A 17,063-nucleotide genomic window follows, 5' to 3' on the forward strand; every position below is an offset into this window, starting at 1 on the left:
ATCACGATGTGTGGAAAGCGTTCTTTAATCATACTTAGTATTGGATGCACTTTGATGTCAGTTCAGGCGTCGTCTGCTGAATACCAAGAACATGTTAATGACAAAAAAGACCAAGTAGAAGACTCGAAGCAATCGAATGAAGAAAAGGAAGGGTTTATCGCCTTACCTATCCCAATGTCTAACCCGACGCTAGGAACTGGGGTACAGCTAGTTGGCTTATATATGCATGCCAAGGAGCCAGACAGTAAAGCGCATAATGACACAACAGCACTCGTCGGTATGGTGACATCGACGAAAAGCTGGTTAGTTGGAGCTTTTCACGATGGTGCGCTAAAAGATGACTCCATTCGTTATACTGGTGGTATTTTTCATGGCAAGTTGAACCTAAAATATTTCGGTGATGGCAACGATCCAATTTTTGCTGATGATCCTCTAAAGTACAATATGGAAATGAGTGGTGTGATGCTTAGAGCACTATTTCAACTTGGTCACTCTTCGTGGTATTTAGGACCCCAATATAATTACATGCAAACCCAGATTGCATTCGATGATCTCAATGAATTCTGGCCTGAAGCCGAACGAGTGTCCTCCGCTGGAGTGGGGGCGGTACTTCACTTTGATACACGAGATGATAACTATTACCCAACGGCAGGATGGTTTGCTCAGCTGAGCTATATGGACTATGGCAAACAATGGGGCGGGGATGGTGATTACGCGATAGGGAAGTTTGCGACAAGTAATTATACCAGTGTGATTGATAATGTTGTTTTTGCCTCTAAAGTAACCATGCAAATGAGTGGCGGCGACGTACCGTTTTATGAGAAACCTACCTTACAAATGCGAGGGTTTAATCATGGACGTTATCGAAATGACAATATCATGCAAGGTCAGTTTGAAGGTCGCTGGACATTTATGCCAAGGTTTGGTTTGGTTGCGTTTCTGGGACTGGGTAAAACGTCAGAAGCGCAGCAAGATATTCTTAGTCAACGTACTATCGTGACGAAAGGGGTTGGCTTTAGATGGCAGCCTGTTGAGCAGAAAAAAATGAACATTCGACTCGATGTCGCAAAAGGGCCAGAAGAGAATGCTTTCTATTTATCGGTTGGAGAAGCCTTCTAATTCATTCAAAGCACTCATTTGAATAAATTAGAGCGGATATAGAAAAGGGAAGCCATGATGCTTCCCATTTTTAATGAGTTTATTTTCTATTCGGTGGTTATACCGACATTGGTACGAGTACCATTGTACCAATAATCACGGTGATCAACCCTGCAATGACGGGAACAGAAGTACGCTTAACGACTTCAAATGGTGAGATGTTACCCATGCCAGAGGTAGCGACGATAACCCCTGAAACCGGTGAAATCGTACGACCAAGGTTAGACGCTTGCAACATAGGAATGATCAAGAACGCAGGGTTAAGGCCCATTTTCGCTGCCAGAGAAGGCGCCAGTTCAACGAAGGCGTAAAACGGTGCATTACCAGAGCCTGTCGCGATTGCCGCTGCCACAGTAAGACCTGTGAGGATTAGCATCAATGCCACTCCGCCAGCGCCGGCTGAGTCCGCAAGATGAAGTAGGTTATCAATCGCGCCGATAGACATTAAGCCTTGTGCAAAAACACCAGCAGCAACCAACAGCATCACCACACCTTTAAATGCATCGGCCATTCCTTGGTAGCATGACTCTAAATCTTCTAGCGTCTTTTTACCATTGAACCTTTGCGTGATGAAGTTGATCACAGCACCAATGAAAATTGAACCGACCACAATAGTATAGATATCGAGTGATAGGCCGGGAATAGTGCGACCATTGAAGAGAAAAACACCAATAATAGGCAAGAATGGAAGTAAGCAATAGAACGCTGGTGCGTCTACTTTCATCTCGGAGACATCAACACGCTCCATTGGTGTATTTTCTTTTTGGTCTAAGTACTTATTCCAGAAGAATGCCGCGGCGGCCATGACAATGATGGCGCAAATGGACACAGGAAGTACAGTTTGTACTGCAAACACGTCAAGCGCGAGTCCAGATTTCTCGGCAGCAATAACAACATCACCAGATGTCGGGGAAAGAATAATGGCAGCAGGTGAGGCACACACTGCAACCGCTGCAGGACGAGAGATACCCATCGCTGTCATCATTGGAAATAAGGTTGCCATAAGCAGTACGCCCAGGCCAGTCGCAGAGCTGACTGCTAGCGACATCAAGCAGGCAACAATATACGCCGCGACCAATAATACATAAGGAGACTTGATGAACGACAATGGCTTAGAAAACTGTTTAACCACCACGTTATTGGCGCCAATATGAGTCATGTAAGACGCAAAACCACACAGCAGCATGATTTGCATACCAAGACCACCCCCGCGATACTGGAGCATATATTTCACGTACTCTAGTGAGTCCGTAACCATATTGCCCGTTGAAGCGATCTTGGAAGGTAATATAGTGTGCCCCAACACGCCTGTGAGTAAGAGCAGTGCAATACCAGCTGTCAATAAAACGCCTGCGGGTTTGTAGCCCTTAACAATGAAATAGCCCACGGCTACTGTCACTATTAAGCCAATAAGTAGTTCTAACATAATTGTCCTTTTATTCAGTTAAAATACGCAACAATTTATTTCTAAATGTGTCAGAAAATGTACAGGAAATTGATTTGTGGCACGACAATTACCTAACGAAGCGATGATCTAAAACAATAAATTAATTCGGATGAAAACTGCAGGTTTTTGGGCTGTGCTAATAGTGTTGAGTAGGTGTTAATTTCGTATTAATGTCATCATGTAAAACTATTGCAGTGGTCACATTGGGTTGATTTTTGACCAGGTTCATTGGTAAATGTATGACTGGTGATGTTTCGGTTGCAAATTTGGCAAATAACGACAAAATCAAACCATGCTTTTATAGGAATAGTCGATATGTTGCACCCTTCTGTTAATTTGCTTGATGTCCGAGCGTTTGTGCTAGTAGCAAACTTAGGTAATTTCACTAAAGCTGCTGAAGCGCTAAAAGTATCGAGATCTCACGTATCCAGGCAAATCCAATCTCTTGAGAAAGAGATGGGAGTGAGTTTATTGATACGTACTACGCGCACAATGAAGCTGACTCAAGCAGGGAAAGCTTTACTGGCCAGTTGCGATAGTGCCCTGCATACCATTGATCAGGCGGTTCATGCTGCAATCGATGATATTGATACAGTTAAAGGGCGCATCAATATTAATTGTGTGGGCGGTTACATTGGTGAAGAGTTGGTTGCGAAGTATCTATCTGAATTCTCTTTGCAGTATCCCGAAGTGTCAATTGAGTTGGATTTCTCCAGTCACCGCGTTGATTTACTTGAAGAAGAGTTTGATATTGCTATCCGAATGGGAGAGTTACCCGATGCTAACTATGTTGCTCGACACTTAATTGATATTGAGATGCTAACCTTGGCTAGCCCTCATTATTTAGCAAAGGCGAACCCTGTCGAGCATCCAAAAGATTTGAGGCAGCATAATTGTTTAACGGGTTCGGTGACAAAGTGGCAATTCATTCATGATAGTAGTGATGAAAAAGTAGAAACAACGATTTATGGTCGTTTAAGTTGTAAGAATGGACGAGTGTTGGTTAATAGTGCAAAAGCAGGGCTAGGAATAATTCGAGTGCCAGCGATGTACTGCCAGCCTGAATTGGATTCGAAGCAATTAGTTCCCGTATTTGAAAACTGGGGGATTAAACCTGTGCCATTGTCGCTAATCTATCATCGTGATCGATACCAACCTAAACGCATTAAAGAATGCGTGGCATTCTTGAAAAATTGTTTTGTGCATGCGCTTTGAACATCCTCTGATTGTATTTTTATAGTGTGCAAGTTATCTTAGTTCAATTAGCCGCATATCATTTTATGGGTTAACTCGTACTATTATTTAACCAAGAGCCACTTTAACCACGTGTATTCAGTAGATAAAATCAATCAAATATTAAAGCGAGATCTCAAGGAAGCAGATGAATTTAGCTTAGATGGACTCAATAAAAAATTAGCTGAGGTCACAGATGTCCTTGATTTTGAGCACTTCTTGTTTGCGGTTTCTGTCCCTGTGACGTTGATGCGCGCTGAAAACGTGGTGTTAACGAATCAGCCAATCAACTGGCGTGACTTTTATGAAAATAATGAGGTGATGTATTTTGACGAAGTTGTCCTTCATTGCCGCAATAGCACCGCCCCCATTTTATGGAATGACATAATCAAAAATGGACAGCATGAGAGTAAAAATGTCGTTAAATTAGCGTCTGATTTCGGGCTCGGTGATGGTATTACAGTGCCACTTAGAGCCAATTTTGGTTGTTTGGGGTTACTTAGCTTTTCAAATCGTAAAAGCTCGTCCATATTGACAAATGAGTCAATACTATTGGCGACTTACGTCGGCAGCTTAATTGCTGACTACATCAATGATGTAAGGTACGAGGTGTGTAAACAGCAACCAGGCTTTGTCGAGTCAGACTTAACTTTACGAGAACAAATATGCTTAGCGTGGGTTGCAGAGGGCAAAAGCTCATGGGAAGTGTCACAGATTATCGGTTGCTCTGAAAGGACGGTTAACTTTCATATTCAGAATGCGAGTGAAAAACTTAATGCTTTCTCTCGCACTCAGGCTGTGTCTAAGGCACTGTTAACTGGCTCTATCGAACCTATGTTGGTGTATCGTAGTGTTGGCAAACCAGTGACGTAAAGCATCATCTACAGGGACGCGCAGTGCAACGCTGCGTGTAGTGTCGAGTAGATGTACCTTACCATCCCCAATTCGACAACTTGGAATACCAATTAATCTCATGATGCGCTCAATCCCTGTCGATGTCAGTGTGACGTACTCGGTGTAGCCCTGCTCAATGGCATACTGCACAACGAGGTAAAACAGCATAGCGGTAAAGTTAATATGGCTTGCTCGTTTGGCTATTTCTCTATCAACGGCAAATCGAGTGAGCTCTACAATCGATTCATCATCAAAAACCTCACCTTGTAACAATTCAGGAAAGGTATTGTTGAGCATGTAAGCGCTGTTGGTATGAAGCAAGCGCCAGCATGCGGCGACCTTGTTTTCATATTCAATAATAATATATTTGGAGTCAGGGCGATCATACTCGTCGATATCCAGCTGGTCCTTAGTGTTAATAGACCATTGTAATCGCTCGACAAACACCTGATAGCGCAGCTGATGCATCTCGAGTTTTTGCTGATCTGTCAGCTCATTATAAGTACAAATAGTAATGATCGGTTCCATAGGATGTCCTCTTGGTTGTATAACAATCAGAGGTTATCGCGAGTGAACCATAAGCATAACTGATAGAACGCTCAGCTTGTTTTCTAAAAAACAGCAATATGTCAACCTGTCATTTTCTGCAGTTTATTAATTTATTAATAAGTGTAAAACTACAGTTAAGCTCTGTAGACCTCTTAAAACAACGTCAGAACATAGATTCAATGATTAAAATAAAGTCACACTCGGCTAGGTGACTCTCGGTTTACAGAGCTTCTCCCTTCTCTTGCTGCTACGCTTCTCTTTTTAGACAATAATTGTTGCGTTTGAGTTGTTTGACTTCGCTGAAATCGAGATAATACTTAGTTAAGTGCTGTTGACCGTTGTCGGTCATTCGCGAGACCTTTGGATTAAGTATTTGATGACTATGCACAAACTGACAAAAATCCATACAACGATTGTACTCAAGGCGGTATTGTTGTCTTTGGGGATTTATACGATTGTGTTGTATAAAGCGGTTGATAAGCTTGTCGATAACGAGGTCGCGAAGTTTCACCTTGTGACGAAATCAATTTCTGACTATAAGTCTACGTTATACTTGCTCGGAGCACTGTTTGAAGCTGAAATTGCCGCTAAGCAAGGCATCACTTTACAAGGTCCTTATCTGAAAAATGGTAAGGTATACGCTTCTGATAGTCACGCAGAACTGACGAAAAGCGAACGCATCGTCAGTATCACGGTTAATCGTATCTTTACGCGTATGCCAGAGTTGGTTAATGTGAGAGAGGTCTTATATTATTATCGCTCGTATGAGGGCGAGAAAATCATGTCGGCTCACTCTTTTGATCAAAACCCGCTATCCTTTGAGTCGGTATTCTCTCGAAAAATGTGCCAGTCTTCTTTAGCGTGTTCCAAATATGCTAGCGATAGCGATTTGAAAGACAGACTCGTTGTGTCCAACGTCTACAAAGACAGCGTCACAGAACAACCGATAATCACGATATCCAGTCCGGTCTATTTCGAAGGCGTGATGATAGGTGATGTCAATGTTGATGTTTATTTAGACAAATTCCCATTTTTAGTTAATAAGGATTACGTGTCTCTAGAGAGTTCATCTGGTCGACAAGTGATTATTGAAGACTTGCGCTATCCTTTTTCTGATCATGCATACTCTGCCAATTATTTAGCTGATGACGACTTTTTAGCTACGTATCGGCTACCTTACAGTAAGATAGTCATTGATTATGGCTGGCTTCTTATTGGACTATTTCTTGTATTGATGTATGTGATCAACAAATTAGAAGAACTGAAAATTAAGCGCGTTAAGCTTAAATTAGCTGAAGTTGCGATACGAAAAGATGAATTAACGGGTTTATATAATCGGGCAATATTGAAAGACAGCGCAATAAAATACGCGATGGAAAAGAAGGGTATCACTGTTATTGCGATTGATGGCGATAAGATCAAAACCATCAATGATACATATGGACATCATGTTGGCGATGAAGCGATTATCCATATTGCACAGAGTATGCGTCAATGTTTTAGAGAGAGCGACTATCTAATTCGAAGCGGAGGCGACGAGTTTATCGTCATCCTTCCTGGGTGTAAGTGGCCGGCAGCCTATAATCTTGCGAAGCAGCTAGCTAGTGAAGTGGCGTCTAAACCATTTGGAGTTGAAGCCTTAGCACTTAATATCAGTTTTGGGGTGAGTGAACTGCGAGAGCATGAATCGTTACAAAATGTGTTAAAACGCGCGGATGCGCGGCTTTACTTAGCAAAAGAAAAAAAATACGCACCAGATTGAGTATTAACCTGAAGGCTTTAGCTGAGTAACAGCAATATGTGAATAAAAGTAATGAGAGGATATTTAGTTGCATAAAGAGCACGATTTTAACCTATTAAAAGTCTTGGTTATGATCTACCAATATCGAAATCTGACAACAGTCGCGGCTCACTTAGGTAAGACAGAAAGTGCGGTGAGTAAGCACTTGTCCAAGTTAAGAGAGCAATTAAAAGATCCTTTGTTTGTCCGAACGGTTGAAGGTTTTGAGCCTACCCACTATTTAGAAAGAATAATTCCGGGCATTGAGCAGGGATTAAAATCGGTAGAGCAAGCTTTGCAACATGGTGAAACCTTTGATGCGGAAAATTACGAACAATCAATAAGACTAGCATTCTATAATGTGGCGCTGGAACAATTTGGTGAGCCGATCTACCAAGCAGTTCGTGAGGCTTTCCCAAAAGCTATGATTGAATTGAGAACGTGGAGAGAGAGTACTTACCAAGACTTAGGTAACGGTAAGATACACTTGGGAGTACAAATATTTAATGAGGACTGCCCTAAATCTATTTACCAAACGAACTTGTTTCATATAGAAATTGGGGCATTAGTAGGACGACAGAGCAGTATTCAAACTTGGCAAGATGTCTTTGAGCACCCGAGTATTTTTTTTGAAGTTAGAGGTTGGAATGACATCCACCAGCGGCTGATTAAGTTAATGGACCAAAATAATTATCATCTAGACTACCGTCTACGGTTGGATAACCTAACCACCACATACCAAGTGTTAAGGCAGCATAATTATTCGGCGCTATTAGCCAGACATCTTGTGGCTGGTTCTGAGTTTCGATTTATCCCTTTTCCCGAAAACATACAGCCTCACACGCCGTTGGTCGCGTGTATGAAACAGAGCAACAGGCAGAGCCCGCTCCACATGATGCTGCATAAAATTGTCAAAAAAGTGATGAGTTCGTCGAACCAGTGACATGAAGAGGGCGAGTCATCTTGGTGTGGTTTTTGTAGTGTAAGCAGCATCAATGGTGACGAGAGGCTCGTCACCATTGAGTTACGATCTAGCGTAGTTGGTACTTAGCTAGGTCGATATTTAGCTGGCAAGGCGTATTTCGCTTTCTACCACGTCATGAGAATTCACCAACTCAACGATAGAGTTTGCTTCGTATTTATCTAAAATACGTGATTTATAAGTACTAATTGTCTTAGCGCTTAACGACAAAAATTCTGATATTTGTTTGTTGGTATAGCCTTTCTTTAGGTAGTTAAATACCACGGTTTCACGTTGAGAAAGGACAATTTTTCTATTGCGGACCTTATAGTCGGTTTTAAATAGATTGTAACCACGCATGACCCCGCTAATCGCGTCTCGGATCAAAGCTGGATCTTCAGATTTACTGATGTATCCATTTACACCTAATTTATAAGCGGTTTCTGAGTAGATTGGGTAGCCATAACTAGAAATAAAAATGGCTTTGCCTCGATAGCCCGCTGTAAACGCTCGACGCATAAACTCAAACCCATCGGCTTCTGCTAGATTGACGTCTAGTACGATCAAGTCAATACTTCCTGCTTTTACTAGGTCTAGAGCGACCTGGATATCAGAAATTTGATGAACTAAGTTGATATCCTCGATGCTAGAGACGATGCGTGAAATAGCCTCTCTTACCAATGGAAAGTTATCAATAACGAGGCAGTCTTTTGATTGTGAGCGGAGCATTCGCATTACCTTGTTGAAAGTGAGAGATTAAAAGAGAATCAAATTGGGTCCTTCACTCATGGTGCTGCATGACAGTTGCAGGATTATTCTGATGTCCATTACAAGAATTTGATGGCGGAAAGTATAAGTAACAATACGGTGAAAGTGTGGAATGGTCGAAATGCCAAAATGGAATGGCATAAAAAACATACAGCATACATATATATCAATTGGTTACGATTGAATTTTTTGTAGTGTTAATCGTTCTGACAATAATGTTTGATTGACGAAATGACTTGATATCGCGTAGATGAGCGGAAAGGGAGCCCTAAATTAGTGGTCTAAGATGTGAGTAAATCTGTTAACAGAGAGGTTACGTTATGCAAGATATAAATTTCAGTTACACCAAAAATGTGATCTATGTCTTGTGTTTTTTTGGATTGAGTATAGAATTCGCGTCGAATTGAAAACTACTGATAGATTAGTGAGAAAAATCATGGGTTATGAATTAGGCGCCGCATACGTAAGCCAGCTTGCCGCCAAAAAAATGATTGATGACATGCTTTATGGCAAACCTGAGCCAAAGAAAAAGTCATTTCTTAAGCGAATGATGAAAAAGCTACGCAAATAAGAAAAGTCGGAATTAACATGAAAAAGCTCGCATTCTGCGAGCTTTTTTAATTATTACGTAACCATTATTTACGTAACCGCCATTGCATTTATACGCACATGACGACTAGTTATTGTCCGAAATGCACGCTAAGACGCTGATTTTTCGTTAAAGTTCACGACATTGTTACTACTAGAAGCGATAGGCTGCTTTGCTAGCCATTGCTCTAATTGTTCAGCACCACCGATGTACTCTCCATCCATCCAAATTTGTGGGACCGTGACGGGGGTTTTCTCGCCGATATGAGCTTTGACTTCAGGGATCATTCGATACAGTGCCGCACTGTCTTTAACCACATCGTGATACTGGAAGTCAATTCCAGCCTCGCTAAGCAGCTGCTTTGCTTTGACACAGTAAGGGCACGTTTCTTTACCAAAAACAATAGAGCCAGTTAGTTCATCTTGCTTGGTCCACTCTTGGATAATGGACTGCACCAGCACGCCGCGGTTTAATGCTTCTCCTTGGCTAATGACTTTACCTTCGACCATAATAATCGGAGCGTGCCAAGCGCCCACTTTAAGTGGCTCCCACCAGTTAGACAGCCAGTCTTTTACTTCTAACTCAACCGGTACGCCATTCAACTCGTGAGCAAACGTATCGTTAAGAATGTCTTTGGTCAATGTGCACTCACCGCAGGGAATATTGACTTTGAATGGGCCCCAGCTCCCTGCCCAACGATATAGAGTGACTTTGATTGGCTTCGCCATGGTTATCTGCCTCTTAACTGTATTTATATAAGAACAAGAAAATGTGTCCATATAAGTATAAGAACGCGCTCATCACCGATTTATTTCACATGAAATGATTATTTTATGGAACTTACTTTCTAGACTTTGTTTCCCAATGAGTAATAAACGCGATGGATGCAATAATAATAGCAGCGCCAATCCACAAGCGCCCTGGCGGAACCCAACTAAAGACTAGCCAACCGGCGAGAACGTTCATAGGTAGTTTGGCGTGGTCAAAAGGTTGAACGAAAGACGCGTCGGCAACGGAGTATGCTTTTACAATCGCCCATTGAGCGAATGCAGTTAACGCCCCAGCGCCAATAAGATAGACCCAAATAACGCCTGAGGATGGTAGCGACCATGTAGGTAGTGCTAGCATGAAATTAAACGGCGTAATGAGCAGCAATAGATAGATGACCATCGTAGAAGGCGCGTCATGCGCTGAGAGTTTCTTGACCATCAAAGAATAACAAGCCCAGAAAAAGGCCGCTCCGACTGGAAGCAACGTCGCCCAGCTAAATGAATCAGACCAAGGTTCTAAAATCACCAGTGCGCCAATAAAGCCGCATATTGTGGCAAACCAACGGGCGTATCCCACTTGCTCTTTGAGTATTAGCCCTGAGCCTAATGTCGCAAAGAGCGGGGAGGTCATCAGCAACGCAATCCCTTGCCAAATAGGCACGGGGTAAGCGAGCGCCCACATCCATAATTGGATACCTATGACAGAGAGTAGGATACGGAAAAGGTGTGCACCAAAATGCTGGGTGCGGAGCGAGCGAAACAGTCCACTGTTGCGAAGGGTCGGGAGGATAACAATAAGTGCAATCGCATATTGAATGAGAGCAATCATGGTCGACGACATGCCGTGATTAATGCTAACAATTTGGGCAATATTATTGACTAGCGCAAAAGCAGCGCCAGCGGATAGCATCCAAACTGCGCCTTGAAGCGGGTGATGTGATTGACTCATAGTATGGGTTCTTAGTGTTGGTTGGCTGATATTACTATGGAAACATAACTATGGAAACTGACACTTAACCGATTATCCTCGGCAGAGTCATACTGGTTGGCGGGATAAGGGCTTTAGAAAGAGGAGAAAAGCAAGGATGGACGATCTTATTTTGTAAAGAGTAGAGACCAAATGCAAACAAGCCGAGGACATGACCTCGACTTGCTGTATTCGTTTCGCTCTTGATGACTCAGAGATGTCTAGAAATCGTAGCGAAGACCTAGACGTAGGGTATTTTCAACGTCATAGCTGATTTTCGTGCCATCGATATCGCTATAATCATCTTTGTTACGGTTATCGATTTTATAGGATAGGTAGGTACGTAGTGATTTATTGAAGTGGTATTGACCCGTTAATTCAATGAAATCATCTTTATTATATTTGTTTTGGCTAGCGCCCTTGCCTTCAATTTCTGATTTTGCGTAAGCTGCCATTAGACGGAAGCCACCGTCGAATTTGTAGGTACCAGAAACCTCAACGCCGTTATAGTTCGTATCGCTGCTACCAGTGTTCTTGTAGGTGCCTTGCGTATACGTACCGCCTAGTGTCAAACTGGCGATAGAGTAGCTTAGACCACCTATGATTTGGTCTGCGTCACCCTTGTCTTCGTTCGTTGTTGGTTCAGTGCCTAAACCGTTTTGCGCGTAGCCTAAACCGATATCAAGACCAAATGGTGTCGCGTAGATACCCGATAAGCCATAACCATCGGTATTTTTATCCGATCCCAAAATTGCACTGGCTTTTACATCAAAGGCGTCAGCAAAAGTATTGGCATACGCAATAGTATTGTTGATTTGCTCGTTACCGGCGTTGATGAATTCTTTTTGTCCGCCAGTCCAGATTTGGCCTGCATCTGACATTTGAGAAATTTGTACGCCAGCCGTATCTTGTTTACCAAATGAAATGTCACCGAATTGAGTACCGATACCAGCGTACATATAACGCTGTTTTAATTCGATTTCCGCCTTTTTATCACCAGTTGATTCAACCCCTTGCTCTGCTTCGTAGAAACCAAAGCCAGTAAGGTTATCAGTGATCTGCGTTTCACCACCGACATTAATACGAAAACGAGATTTGTTTGCCATCGTGCCTTCGATTTCTTTGCCGCTATTGCCAATGAAATCACCACGAAACTCAGCACGGCCACCGATTTTCAGCGACGTACCTTCAGAATTGTATACTTCTGCTGCGAGGGTTGAACCTGATGTCATCACTGCCAGTACTGCACTTGCCAAAACTGCTTTTTTCATTTTAGTTACCTATTAAGTCTCTGTAGACACATGTCTTTTTGGAATGCAGGTAGGTTAGGGTTTGGTTGTTACAGTGAAATGTAGGGGATATTGCAGTTTGGTTTCAGTTGGTGTTGTGTGGGGGAATAGAAGTAGCTACTTAGTAAGAAAGGGCGAATAAATCGCCCTTTGTGTATAACTTAAATTAGTTAGGTAATTAGAAGTCGTAACGTAGACCTAGACGAAGAGAGTTTTCTGCGTCAGCATAGTCCCCAGCACTATTTTTAGTCTGCTCATCACTTTTCTTGAGGTTATTGAATTTATAGGAAATATAACTATGAATCGTGTTATTGAAGAAATACTTCCCTGTTAGTTCAAAGTAATCACTTACGTTGTATTTTTCACCACCCTCAGGATCTATTTCCCCTTTTTGATAGCCCGCGACAGCTTGGAAACCACTGTCGAACTTATAGTGAGCAACTAACTCATAGCCTTTATAGTCGTTATTGGATGTAAGCAGTTTTGCTGATCCCTCACCTTGAGTATAAGTCCCCGCAACATACAGACTATTCCAGCGATAATTTAGACCGCCAATAAACTGTGTAGAATCTTGTGAACCGTCATTTTCGTTAGCGGCATAACCCAAGCCGATACCAAGACCAAAAGGAAGCGTGTATATGCCAGAAAGGCCATAGCCGTTACTACTTGCTTTATCTCCAGCCACATAACTGGCCTTAAGAGATAAGGCATCCATAAAGTAGCCTGAGTACCCAAAAGTATTGTTTACTTGTTCGTTACCAGCGTTGATAAACTCTTTTTGAGCACCACTATAGGTACTGGCATTATCCGACATTTGAGATAGTTGTACGGTTGCCGTGTCTTGACGACCAAACGTTATGGTGTTGTCATTACTTTCTAGTCCAGCATACAAATAACGCTGCTTGAACTCAAGACCGTTAGTTCCTTTTTTGTTGTCACCTGATGAGTTAGAGCTTTGTTCGGCTTCGTAGAAGCCAATACCTGAAAGGTCATCGTTGATTTTGGTTTTTGCATCGATGTTAATACGGACACGAGATTGGTTATCCATGGTTCCGCTTAGCTCATCTCCTGATGCCCGGCCTTGAAAGTCGCCACGAAACTCAACTCGACCACCTACACCGAGTGAAGTCCCATCCGAATTATAAACCTCTGCCGCTAAAGCTGAACCAGAGACGAGTGTTGTTGTAATCGCTGCTGCGATGGCTGCCATTTTCATAATTATATTCCTTTAATTTGTATCACCACTGCAATGTCGCCATTGCTATTTACCAATGCCTGCATACACATCAGTAACTAAAGCAAGAATAGAACGGCATTCGGAACTTTCCTGATCCGAAAGGGGTAAGTTCAAGTTTTATGCTAGTTTTGTGACCTGTGGCTCATATGTTGCGTACTTCATTGGCATTTTTATAACCAATTTCATGTTTGGGGAGAGGGAATAGCCATGGGGAAGGGCATGCTTTTCTAGGTTAAGGACGGTGTTTACACCTCGGTAACGAAATTTAAGCTAGATTTGCACGTTAGTTTAAAGAAGGGAGGATCCGCTAAGCGATTGAAATTACGCATGAGGAAGCAACAATAAAAAGCTAGCAGAGTGTAAAATTTCCCCACGCAAAAAGTCAATTTGCATAAAAATGACTCAAATTTACGCTTATTTAGGTTGTTTTATCTTTTTTATATTTATTTTAAGTTGTTGTTTTAATGTGATTAATTAAAATAGAAAACACTGTTTTTAATCTTTTACGTCTTTTTATGAAAGCTTTGGGAACTTTAGGGTTAGAGTGATTTTCGTCATGTTAATCCAGCGTTACATTAAGTGGGTTACATGCATAGGTGTTATGTCTGTGTACGTAACAGCTTCATGTACGTTATGTCATTCATTATGTAGATGTTTGGCGCACAAAACTTGAAATATGGAAATCCCAATGAACAAAAAATTTATCGCACTAGCAGTGGCAGCTGCAGCATTCGGTACATCTGCACAAGCAGTTGAGCTTTACAACAAAGACGGTTCTACTTTCGCAGTAGGCGGTCACGTATCTGTAGGCGTTGCAGACGCTGAGTCTACAGCAGCTGGCGTAAACTCTGTTTCTCCACGTATCAACTTCGAAGCAACTCAAGACCTAGGCAATGGCTTTACTGCTGATGCTAAAGGTGAGTGGGCGCTAAACATGCTTGACGGCGGTGACAACTCTTTCACTACTCGTCTTGGTTACATCGGTGTGAGCCATGAAGAAATGGGTCGTGTAGCAGTAGGTACTCAATGGGCACCTTTCTACACAGCTGGTGGCGTTGCGGATCTTCCAATCGCTTTCGCGAATGACTTCCTATACGACAACCACGGCGCGTTCGGTACTGGCCGTGCAGAATCAATGATTGCTTACACTAATGCATTCGATTTTGATAATGCTGGTGCATTCAACTTTGGTCTAGGTTGGCAAGGCGCAAGCGACATCGATAACAGAACAGCGTCTACAAGTCCAGTGGTAGATAATGGTCAGTTCAACGTTGGTCAACGTGCACAAGTTCAACTTGGTTATGATGTAGCTGGTTTTGGTGTTAACTATGCGTACACCGGCGGTGATATCACTTCTACTGGTTCAACAACTCAGATTCTAGATGATAAAGCTACATCTCACCTTGTATCGGCTAAGTACGGTACTTACGGTAAAGGTCTATACGTTGCTGGTGTTTATGCAATGAATGACTATATGACAAGTTACGATAAAGGTGCTCAAGGTCTTCAACTAGACGACACTAAAGCATACGAAGCAATCTTAGCTTACGGCCTATCTAACAGCTTGAACCTGTCAGTTAACTACGAGTCAGTTAAGTATGACGGTGATAAAGTTCTTGGTGCTGGCTACCAAGGCGAAACTATTTACGCGACTTCAGCTATCCAAGCTGAGTACGACGTAACTTCTCGTTTACGCGCATACGCAGGCTATGAGTTCGATCTTCAAGGTACGGGCGAATTCAAAGAAGCACGTGACAACGTATGGATGGCAGGTGTTCGTTTCTTCCTATAAGGAAAAAATGACCATTTAGCTCCAACAGTTTGATGAAAGCCGCTCCTTGTGAGCGGCTTTTTTGCGCCTTGTGTTTGCGTGGTAAATGGTAGTGATTGCATTTAATTCACAGAACCAATGAAAAAAATAAAAGAAAACCTACGAATAAGTATAAGGTTCTCACTGTTTATAAATCTTTATGTGTAAGTTATTGTTTTTGAATGGGTAAGTCTCTTGTTCCTGGCTCTCTAAAATTTCAGTTTGTTTCACGACACATTCGGGAACTCTCAATTTAAAGTAATTCCATATTTCAAGTTCACGTTTTTAGCGTCTTTAACACCGAGTGGCCTGCCAGCTTCTCTCGTTAAGGAAACACTTTAAACACCTATCGGGCGATACAGCTCGATAATAAGCCGTCAATATGGAAATCGTAATGAACAAAACACTATTAGCACTTGCAGTAACAGCTGCTGCAATCGGTACTCAAGCAAACGCACTAGAAGTGTACAACAAAGAAGGCACTCAAATGTCTATCGGTGGTCACGCGACTATCGGTCTAACGGGTGCTCACGCGGGTAAAGATGCACGTGTTACAGAGACATCGCCACGTATCAACATCGAAGTAATCCAAGACATTGGTCACGGCTTCAAGGCAGACTTCAAAGCGGAATGGGCGATGAACATGCTTGAAGGCGGCAAAGACACATTCAAAACTCGTTTAGGCTACATCGGTCTTGGTCACGAGACATACGGTCGCATTGCTGCGGGTACACAGTGGTCTCCTTACTACATGGCGGCAGGTGTTGTTGATACGCCAATCGGTTGGTCAAACGACTTCCTATACGACAACCACGGTTTCTTCGGTACAGCTCGTGCGGATAAACTAGCGGCTTACTACAACACTATTGATTTTGGTGATGCAGGAGCGTTGACAGTTGGTGCTGGTTGGCAGGGTGCTAACTCTGTGAGCGAAACCATTCAATATAACGACTCGGGTGATGTTGTAGCGCCTGGCGAAATCGTTGATGGAACCAAAACTCAAACTTGGTTGAGCTCACAAAACCGTGCACAAGTTGCAGCTGGTTATACGATTGCAGGCTTCAATGCGAACTACGCATTCAACAGCGGTAACATCACTGAGCGTGGCGTAGCTAAACTGGCTGACTCTCACCTAGTATCTGGTAAGTACGGTAACTTCGGTTCTGGTCTATACGTTGCTGCTACACTAGCAAGCAACAAGAACATGAACTCGTTCGATAGCAAGCTTATTGCTGAAACTGAAGCATTCGATTCTATCCTTGCTTACGGTCTAGACATGGGTCTTAACCTAATTCTTAAGCACGAAGAGATGAAAGACATGCAGAACGACGTTCGCGTTAAGTCTGGTACGTCTATCCAAGCTGAATACACGCTTTCTCCACGTCTACGTGCCTACACTGGCTACAACTTCGACAACCAAGGCGAAACTGGTAGCACAGTTGATTACCGTAAGCGTAAAGACAACCAATTCATCATCGGTACTCGTTTCTACCTATAAGCGACCATCGATGTTAACAATGAGTTAATCATTGCTTAAAGCGCCCGTTTAAGGGCGCTTTTTTTATGGGTAGTATCCAGTATTTCAAGTGTTACGAGATCGCTCATCCACTA

At 42.6% G+C, this 17,063-nt stretch carries 15 protein-coding genes; 8 read left to right on the forward strand and 7 right to left on the reverse strand.

Features of this window, described 5'->3' with window-relative positions; genetic code table 11:
* The first annotated feature begins 54 nt into the window (after window positions 1-54).
* On the forward strand, window positions 55-1,119 hold the full coding sequence (locus L4D05_RS12940; protein ID WP_428794266.1) for a BamA/TamA family outer membrane protein: 1,065 nt from the start codon (window positions 55-57) through the stop codon (window positions 1,117-1,119).
* A 97-nt stretch (window positions 1,120-1,216) separates the two neighbouring features.
* On the opposite strand, the gene dcuC is transcribed toward L4D05_RS12940, so the two are convergent.
* Entirely contained in the window at window positions 1,217-2,584 is a 1,368-nt protein-coding gene (gene dcuC / locus L4D05_RS12945; protein ID WP_428753173.1) for an anaerobic C4-dicarboxylate transporter DcuC, read from the reverse strand.
* A gap of 336 nt (window positions 2,585-2,920) precedes the next feature.
* Between dcuC and L4D05_RS12950 the strand changes: the two genes are divergently transcribed.
* Together L4D05_RS12950 and L4D05_RS12955 are read left to right on the forward strand one after the other, a co-directional pair.
* Window positions 2,921-3,820, forward strand: a complete 900-nt coding sequence (locus L4D05_RS12950) for a LysR family transcriptional regulator (protein ID WP_428753174.1) — start codon at window positions 2,921-2,923, stop codon at window positions 3,818-3,820.
* Window positions 3,821-3,931: 111 nt separating this feature from the next.
* Window positions 3,932-4,711, forward strand: a complete 780-nt coding sequence (locus tag L4D05_RS12955; protein WP_428794267.1) for a LuxR family transcriptional regulator — start codon at window positions 3,932-3,934, stop codon at window positions 4,709-4,711.
* Here the strand turns inward: L4D05_RS12955 and L4D05_RS12960 are convergent.
* Window positions 4,652-5,260 (reverse strand): acyl-homoserine-lactone synthase, encoded by a 609-nt coding sequence (locus L4D05_RS12960; protein ID WP_428753178.1) that lies wholly within the window; start codon window positions 5,258-5,260, stop codon window positions 4,652-4,654. The two genes, L4D05_RS12955 and L4D05_RS12960, sit on opposite strands and share 60 nt — an antisense overlap.
* A 397-nt stretch (window positions 5,261-5,657) precedes the next feature.
* Here L4D05_RS12960 and L4D05_RS12965 point away from each other — a divergent pair, with 397 nt between their 5' ends.
* Both L4D05_RS12965 and L4D05_RS12970 read left to right on the forward strand, forming a co-directional pair.
* The gene (locus tag L4D05_RS12965; protein ID WP_428753180.1) at window positions 5,658-7,043 is read left to right on the forward strand and encodes a sensor domain-containing diguanylate cyclase; all 1,386 of its coding nucleotides are present in this window, start codon (window positions 5,658-5,660) and stop codon (window positions 7,041-7,043) included.
* 67 nt (window positions 7,044-7,110) lie between these two features.
* Entirely contained in the window at window positions 7,111-8,004 is an 894-nt protein-coding gene (locus tag L4D05_RS12970; protein WP_428753182.1) for a LysR family transcriptional regulator, read from the forward strand.
* A 120-nt stretch (window positions 8,005-8,124) separates the two neighbouring features.
* Here L4D05_RS12970 and L4D05_RS12975 read toward each other — a convergent pair whose 3' ends face one another.
* Window positions 8,125-8,751 carry a response regulator gene (locus L4D05_RS12975; protein WP_428794268.1) on the reverse strand — a complete coding sequence of 209 codons (627 nt, stop codon included), beginning with the start codon at window positions 8,749-8,751 and terminating at the stop codon, window positions 8,125-8,127.
* A 475-nt stretch (window positions 8,752-9,226) separates the two neighbouring features.
* Between L4D05_RS12975 and L4D05_RS12980 the strand changes: the two genes are divergently transcribed.
* The gene (locus tag L4D05_RS12980) at window positions 9,227-9,361 is read left to right on the forward strand and encodes a hypothetical protein (protein ID WP_428794269.1); all 135 of its coding nucleotides are present in this window, start codon (window positions 9,227-9,229) and stop codon (window positions 9,359-9,361) included.
* A 128-nt stretch (window positions 9,362-9,489) separates the two neighbouring features.
* On the opposite strand, the gene L4D05_RS12985 is transcribed toward L4D05_RS12980, so the two are convergent.
* The 4 genes from L4D05_RS12985 to L4D05_RS13000 all read right to left on the reverse strand — a co-directional run bounded on the left by L4D05_RS12985 (window position 9,490) and on the right by L4D05_RS13000 (window position 13,621).
* On the reverse strand, window positions 9,490-10,107 hold the full coding sequence (locus tag L4D05_RS12985) for a glutaredoxin family protein (RefSeq protein WP_428794270.1): 618 nt from the start codon (window positions 10,105-10,107) through the stop codon (window positions 9,490-9,492).
* A 112-nt stretch (window positions 10,108-10,219) separates the two neighbouring features.
* Entirely contained in the window at window positions 10,220-11,098 is an 879-nt protein-coding gene (locus L4D05_RS12990) for a DMT family transporter (protein WP_428794271.1), read from the reverse strand.
* A gap of 239 nt (window positions 11,099-11,337) precedes the next feature.
* The gene (locus L4D05_RS12995; RefSeq protein ID WP_428794272.1) at window positions 11,338-12,387 is read right to left on the reverse strand and encodes a porin; all 1,050 of its coding nucleotides are present in this window, start codon (window positions 12,385-12,387) and stop codon (window positions 11,338-11,340) included.
* A 196-nt stretch (window positions 12,388-12,583) separates the two neighbouring features.
* On the reverse strand, window positions 12,584-13,621 hold the full coding sequence (locus L4D05_RS13000) for a porin (protein WP_428794273.1): 1,038 nt from the start codon (window positions 13,619-13,621) through the stop codon (window positions 12,584-12,586).
* A gap of 709 nt (window positions 13,622-14,330) precedes the next feature.
* On the opposite strand from L4D05_RS13000, the gene L4D05_RS13005 reads away from it, so the two are divergent.
* Both L4D05_RS13005 and L4D05_RS13010 read left to right on the forward strand, forming a co-directional pair.
* A complete protein-coding gene (locus L4D05_RS13005; RefSeq protein ID WP_428794274.1) occupies window positions 14,331-15,434 on the forward strand; it encodes a porin in 1,104 nt (367 codons plus the stop codon).
* Window positions 15,435-15,846: 412 nt separating this feature from the next.
* Window positions 15,847-16,950 (forward strand): porin, encoded by a 1,104-nt coding sequence (locus tag L4D05_RS13010; protein WP_428794275.1) that lies wholly within the window; start codon window positions 15,847-15,849, stop codon window positions 16,948-16,950.
* Window positions 16,951-17,063: the final 113 nt, after the last annotated feature.

This window comes from Vibrio nomapromontoriensis (assembly GCF_050337205.1).
In the GTDB taxonomy this organism is placed as follows: Bacteria; Pseudomonadota; Gammaproteobacteria; order Enterobacterales; family Vibrionaceae; genus Vibrio; species Vibrio nomapromontoriensis.

Bases quoted from the DNA above. Each gene is read 5' to 3' on its own strand.
- L4D05_RS12940 (WP_428794266.1), top strand. From the start codon at position 55: ATGTCAGTTCAGGCGTCGTCTGCTGAATACCAAGAACATGTTAATGAC.
- dcuC (WP_428753173.1), bottom strand. From the start codon at position 2,584: ATGTTAGAACTACTTATTGGCTTAATAGTGACAGTAGCCGTGGGCTAT.
- L4D05_RS12950 (WP_428753174.1), top strand. From the start codon at position 2,921: ATGTTGCACCCTTCTGTTAATTTGCTTGATGTCCGAGCGTTTGTGCTA.
- L4D05_RS12960 (WP_428753178.1), bottom strand. From the start codon at position 5,260: ATGGAACCGATCATTACTATTTGTACTTATAATGAGCTGACAGATCAG.
- L4D05_RS12965 (WP_428753180.1), top strand. From the start codon at position 5,658: ATGACTATGCACAAACTGACAAAAATCCATACAACGATTGTACTCAAG.
- L4D05_RS12975 (WP_428794268.1), bottom strand. From the start codon at position 8,751: ATGCTCCGCTCACAATCAAAAGACTGCCTCGTTATTGATAACTTTCCA.
- L4D05_RS12980 (WP_428794269.1), top strand. From the start codon at position 9,227: ATGGGTTATGAATTAGGCGCCGCATACGTAAGCCAGCTTGCCGCCAAA.
- L4D05_RS12985 (WP_428794270.1), bottom strand. From the start codon at position 10,107: ATGGCGAAGCCAATCAAAGTCACTCTATATCGTTGGGCAGGGAGCTGG.
- L4D05_RS12990 (WP_428794271.1), bottom strand. From the start codon at position 11,098: ATGAGTCAATCACATCACCCGCTTCAAGGCGCAGTTTGGATGCTATCC.
- L4D05_RS12995 (WP_428794272.1), bottom strand. From the start codon at position 12,387: ATGAAAAAAGCAGTTTTGGCAAGTGCAGTACTGGCAGTGATGACATCA.
- L4D05_RS13000 (WP_428794273.1), bottom strand. From the start codon at position 13,621: ATGAAAATGGCAGCCATCGCAGCAGCGATTACAACAACACTCGTCTCT.
- L4D05_RS13005 (WP_428794274.1), top strand. From the start codon at position 14,331: ATGAACAAAAAATTTATCGCACTAGCAGTGGCAGCTGCAGCATTCGGT.
- L4D05_RS13010 (WP_428794275.1), top strand. From the start codon at position 15,847: ATGAACAAAACACTATTAGCACTTGCAGTAACAGCTGCTGCAATCGGT.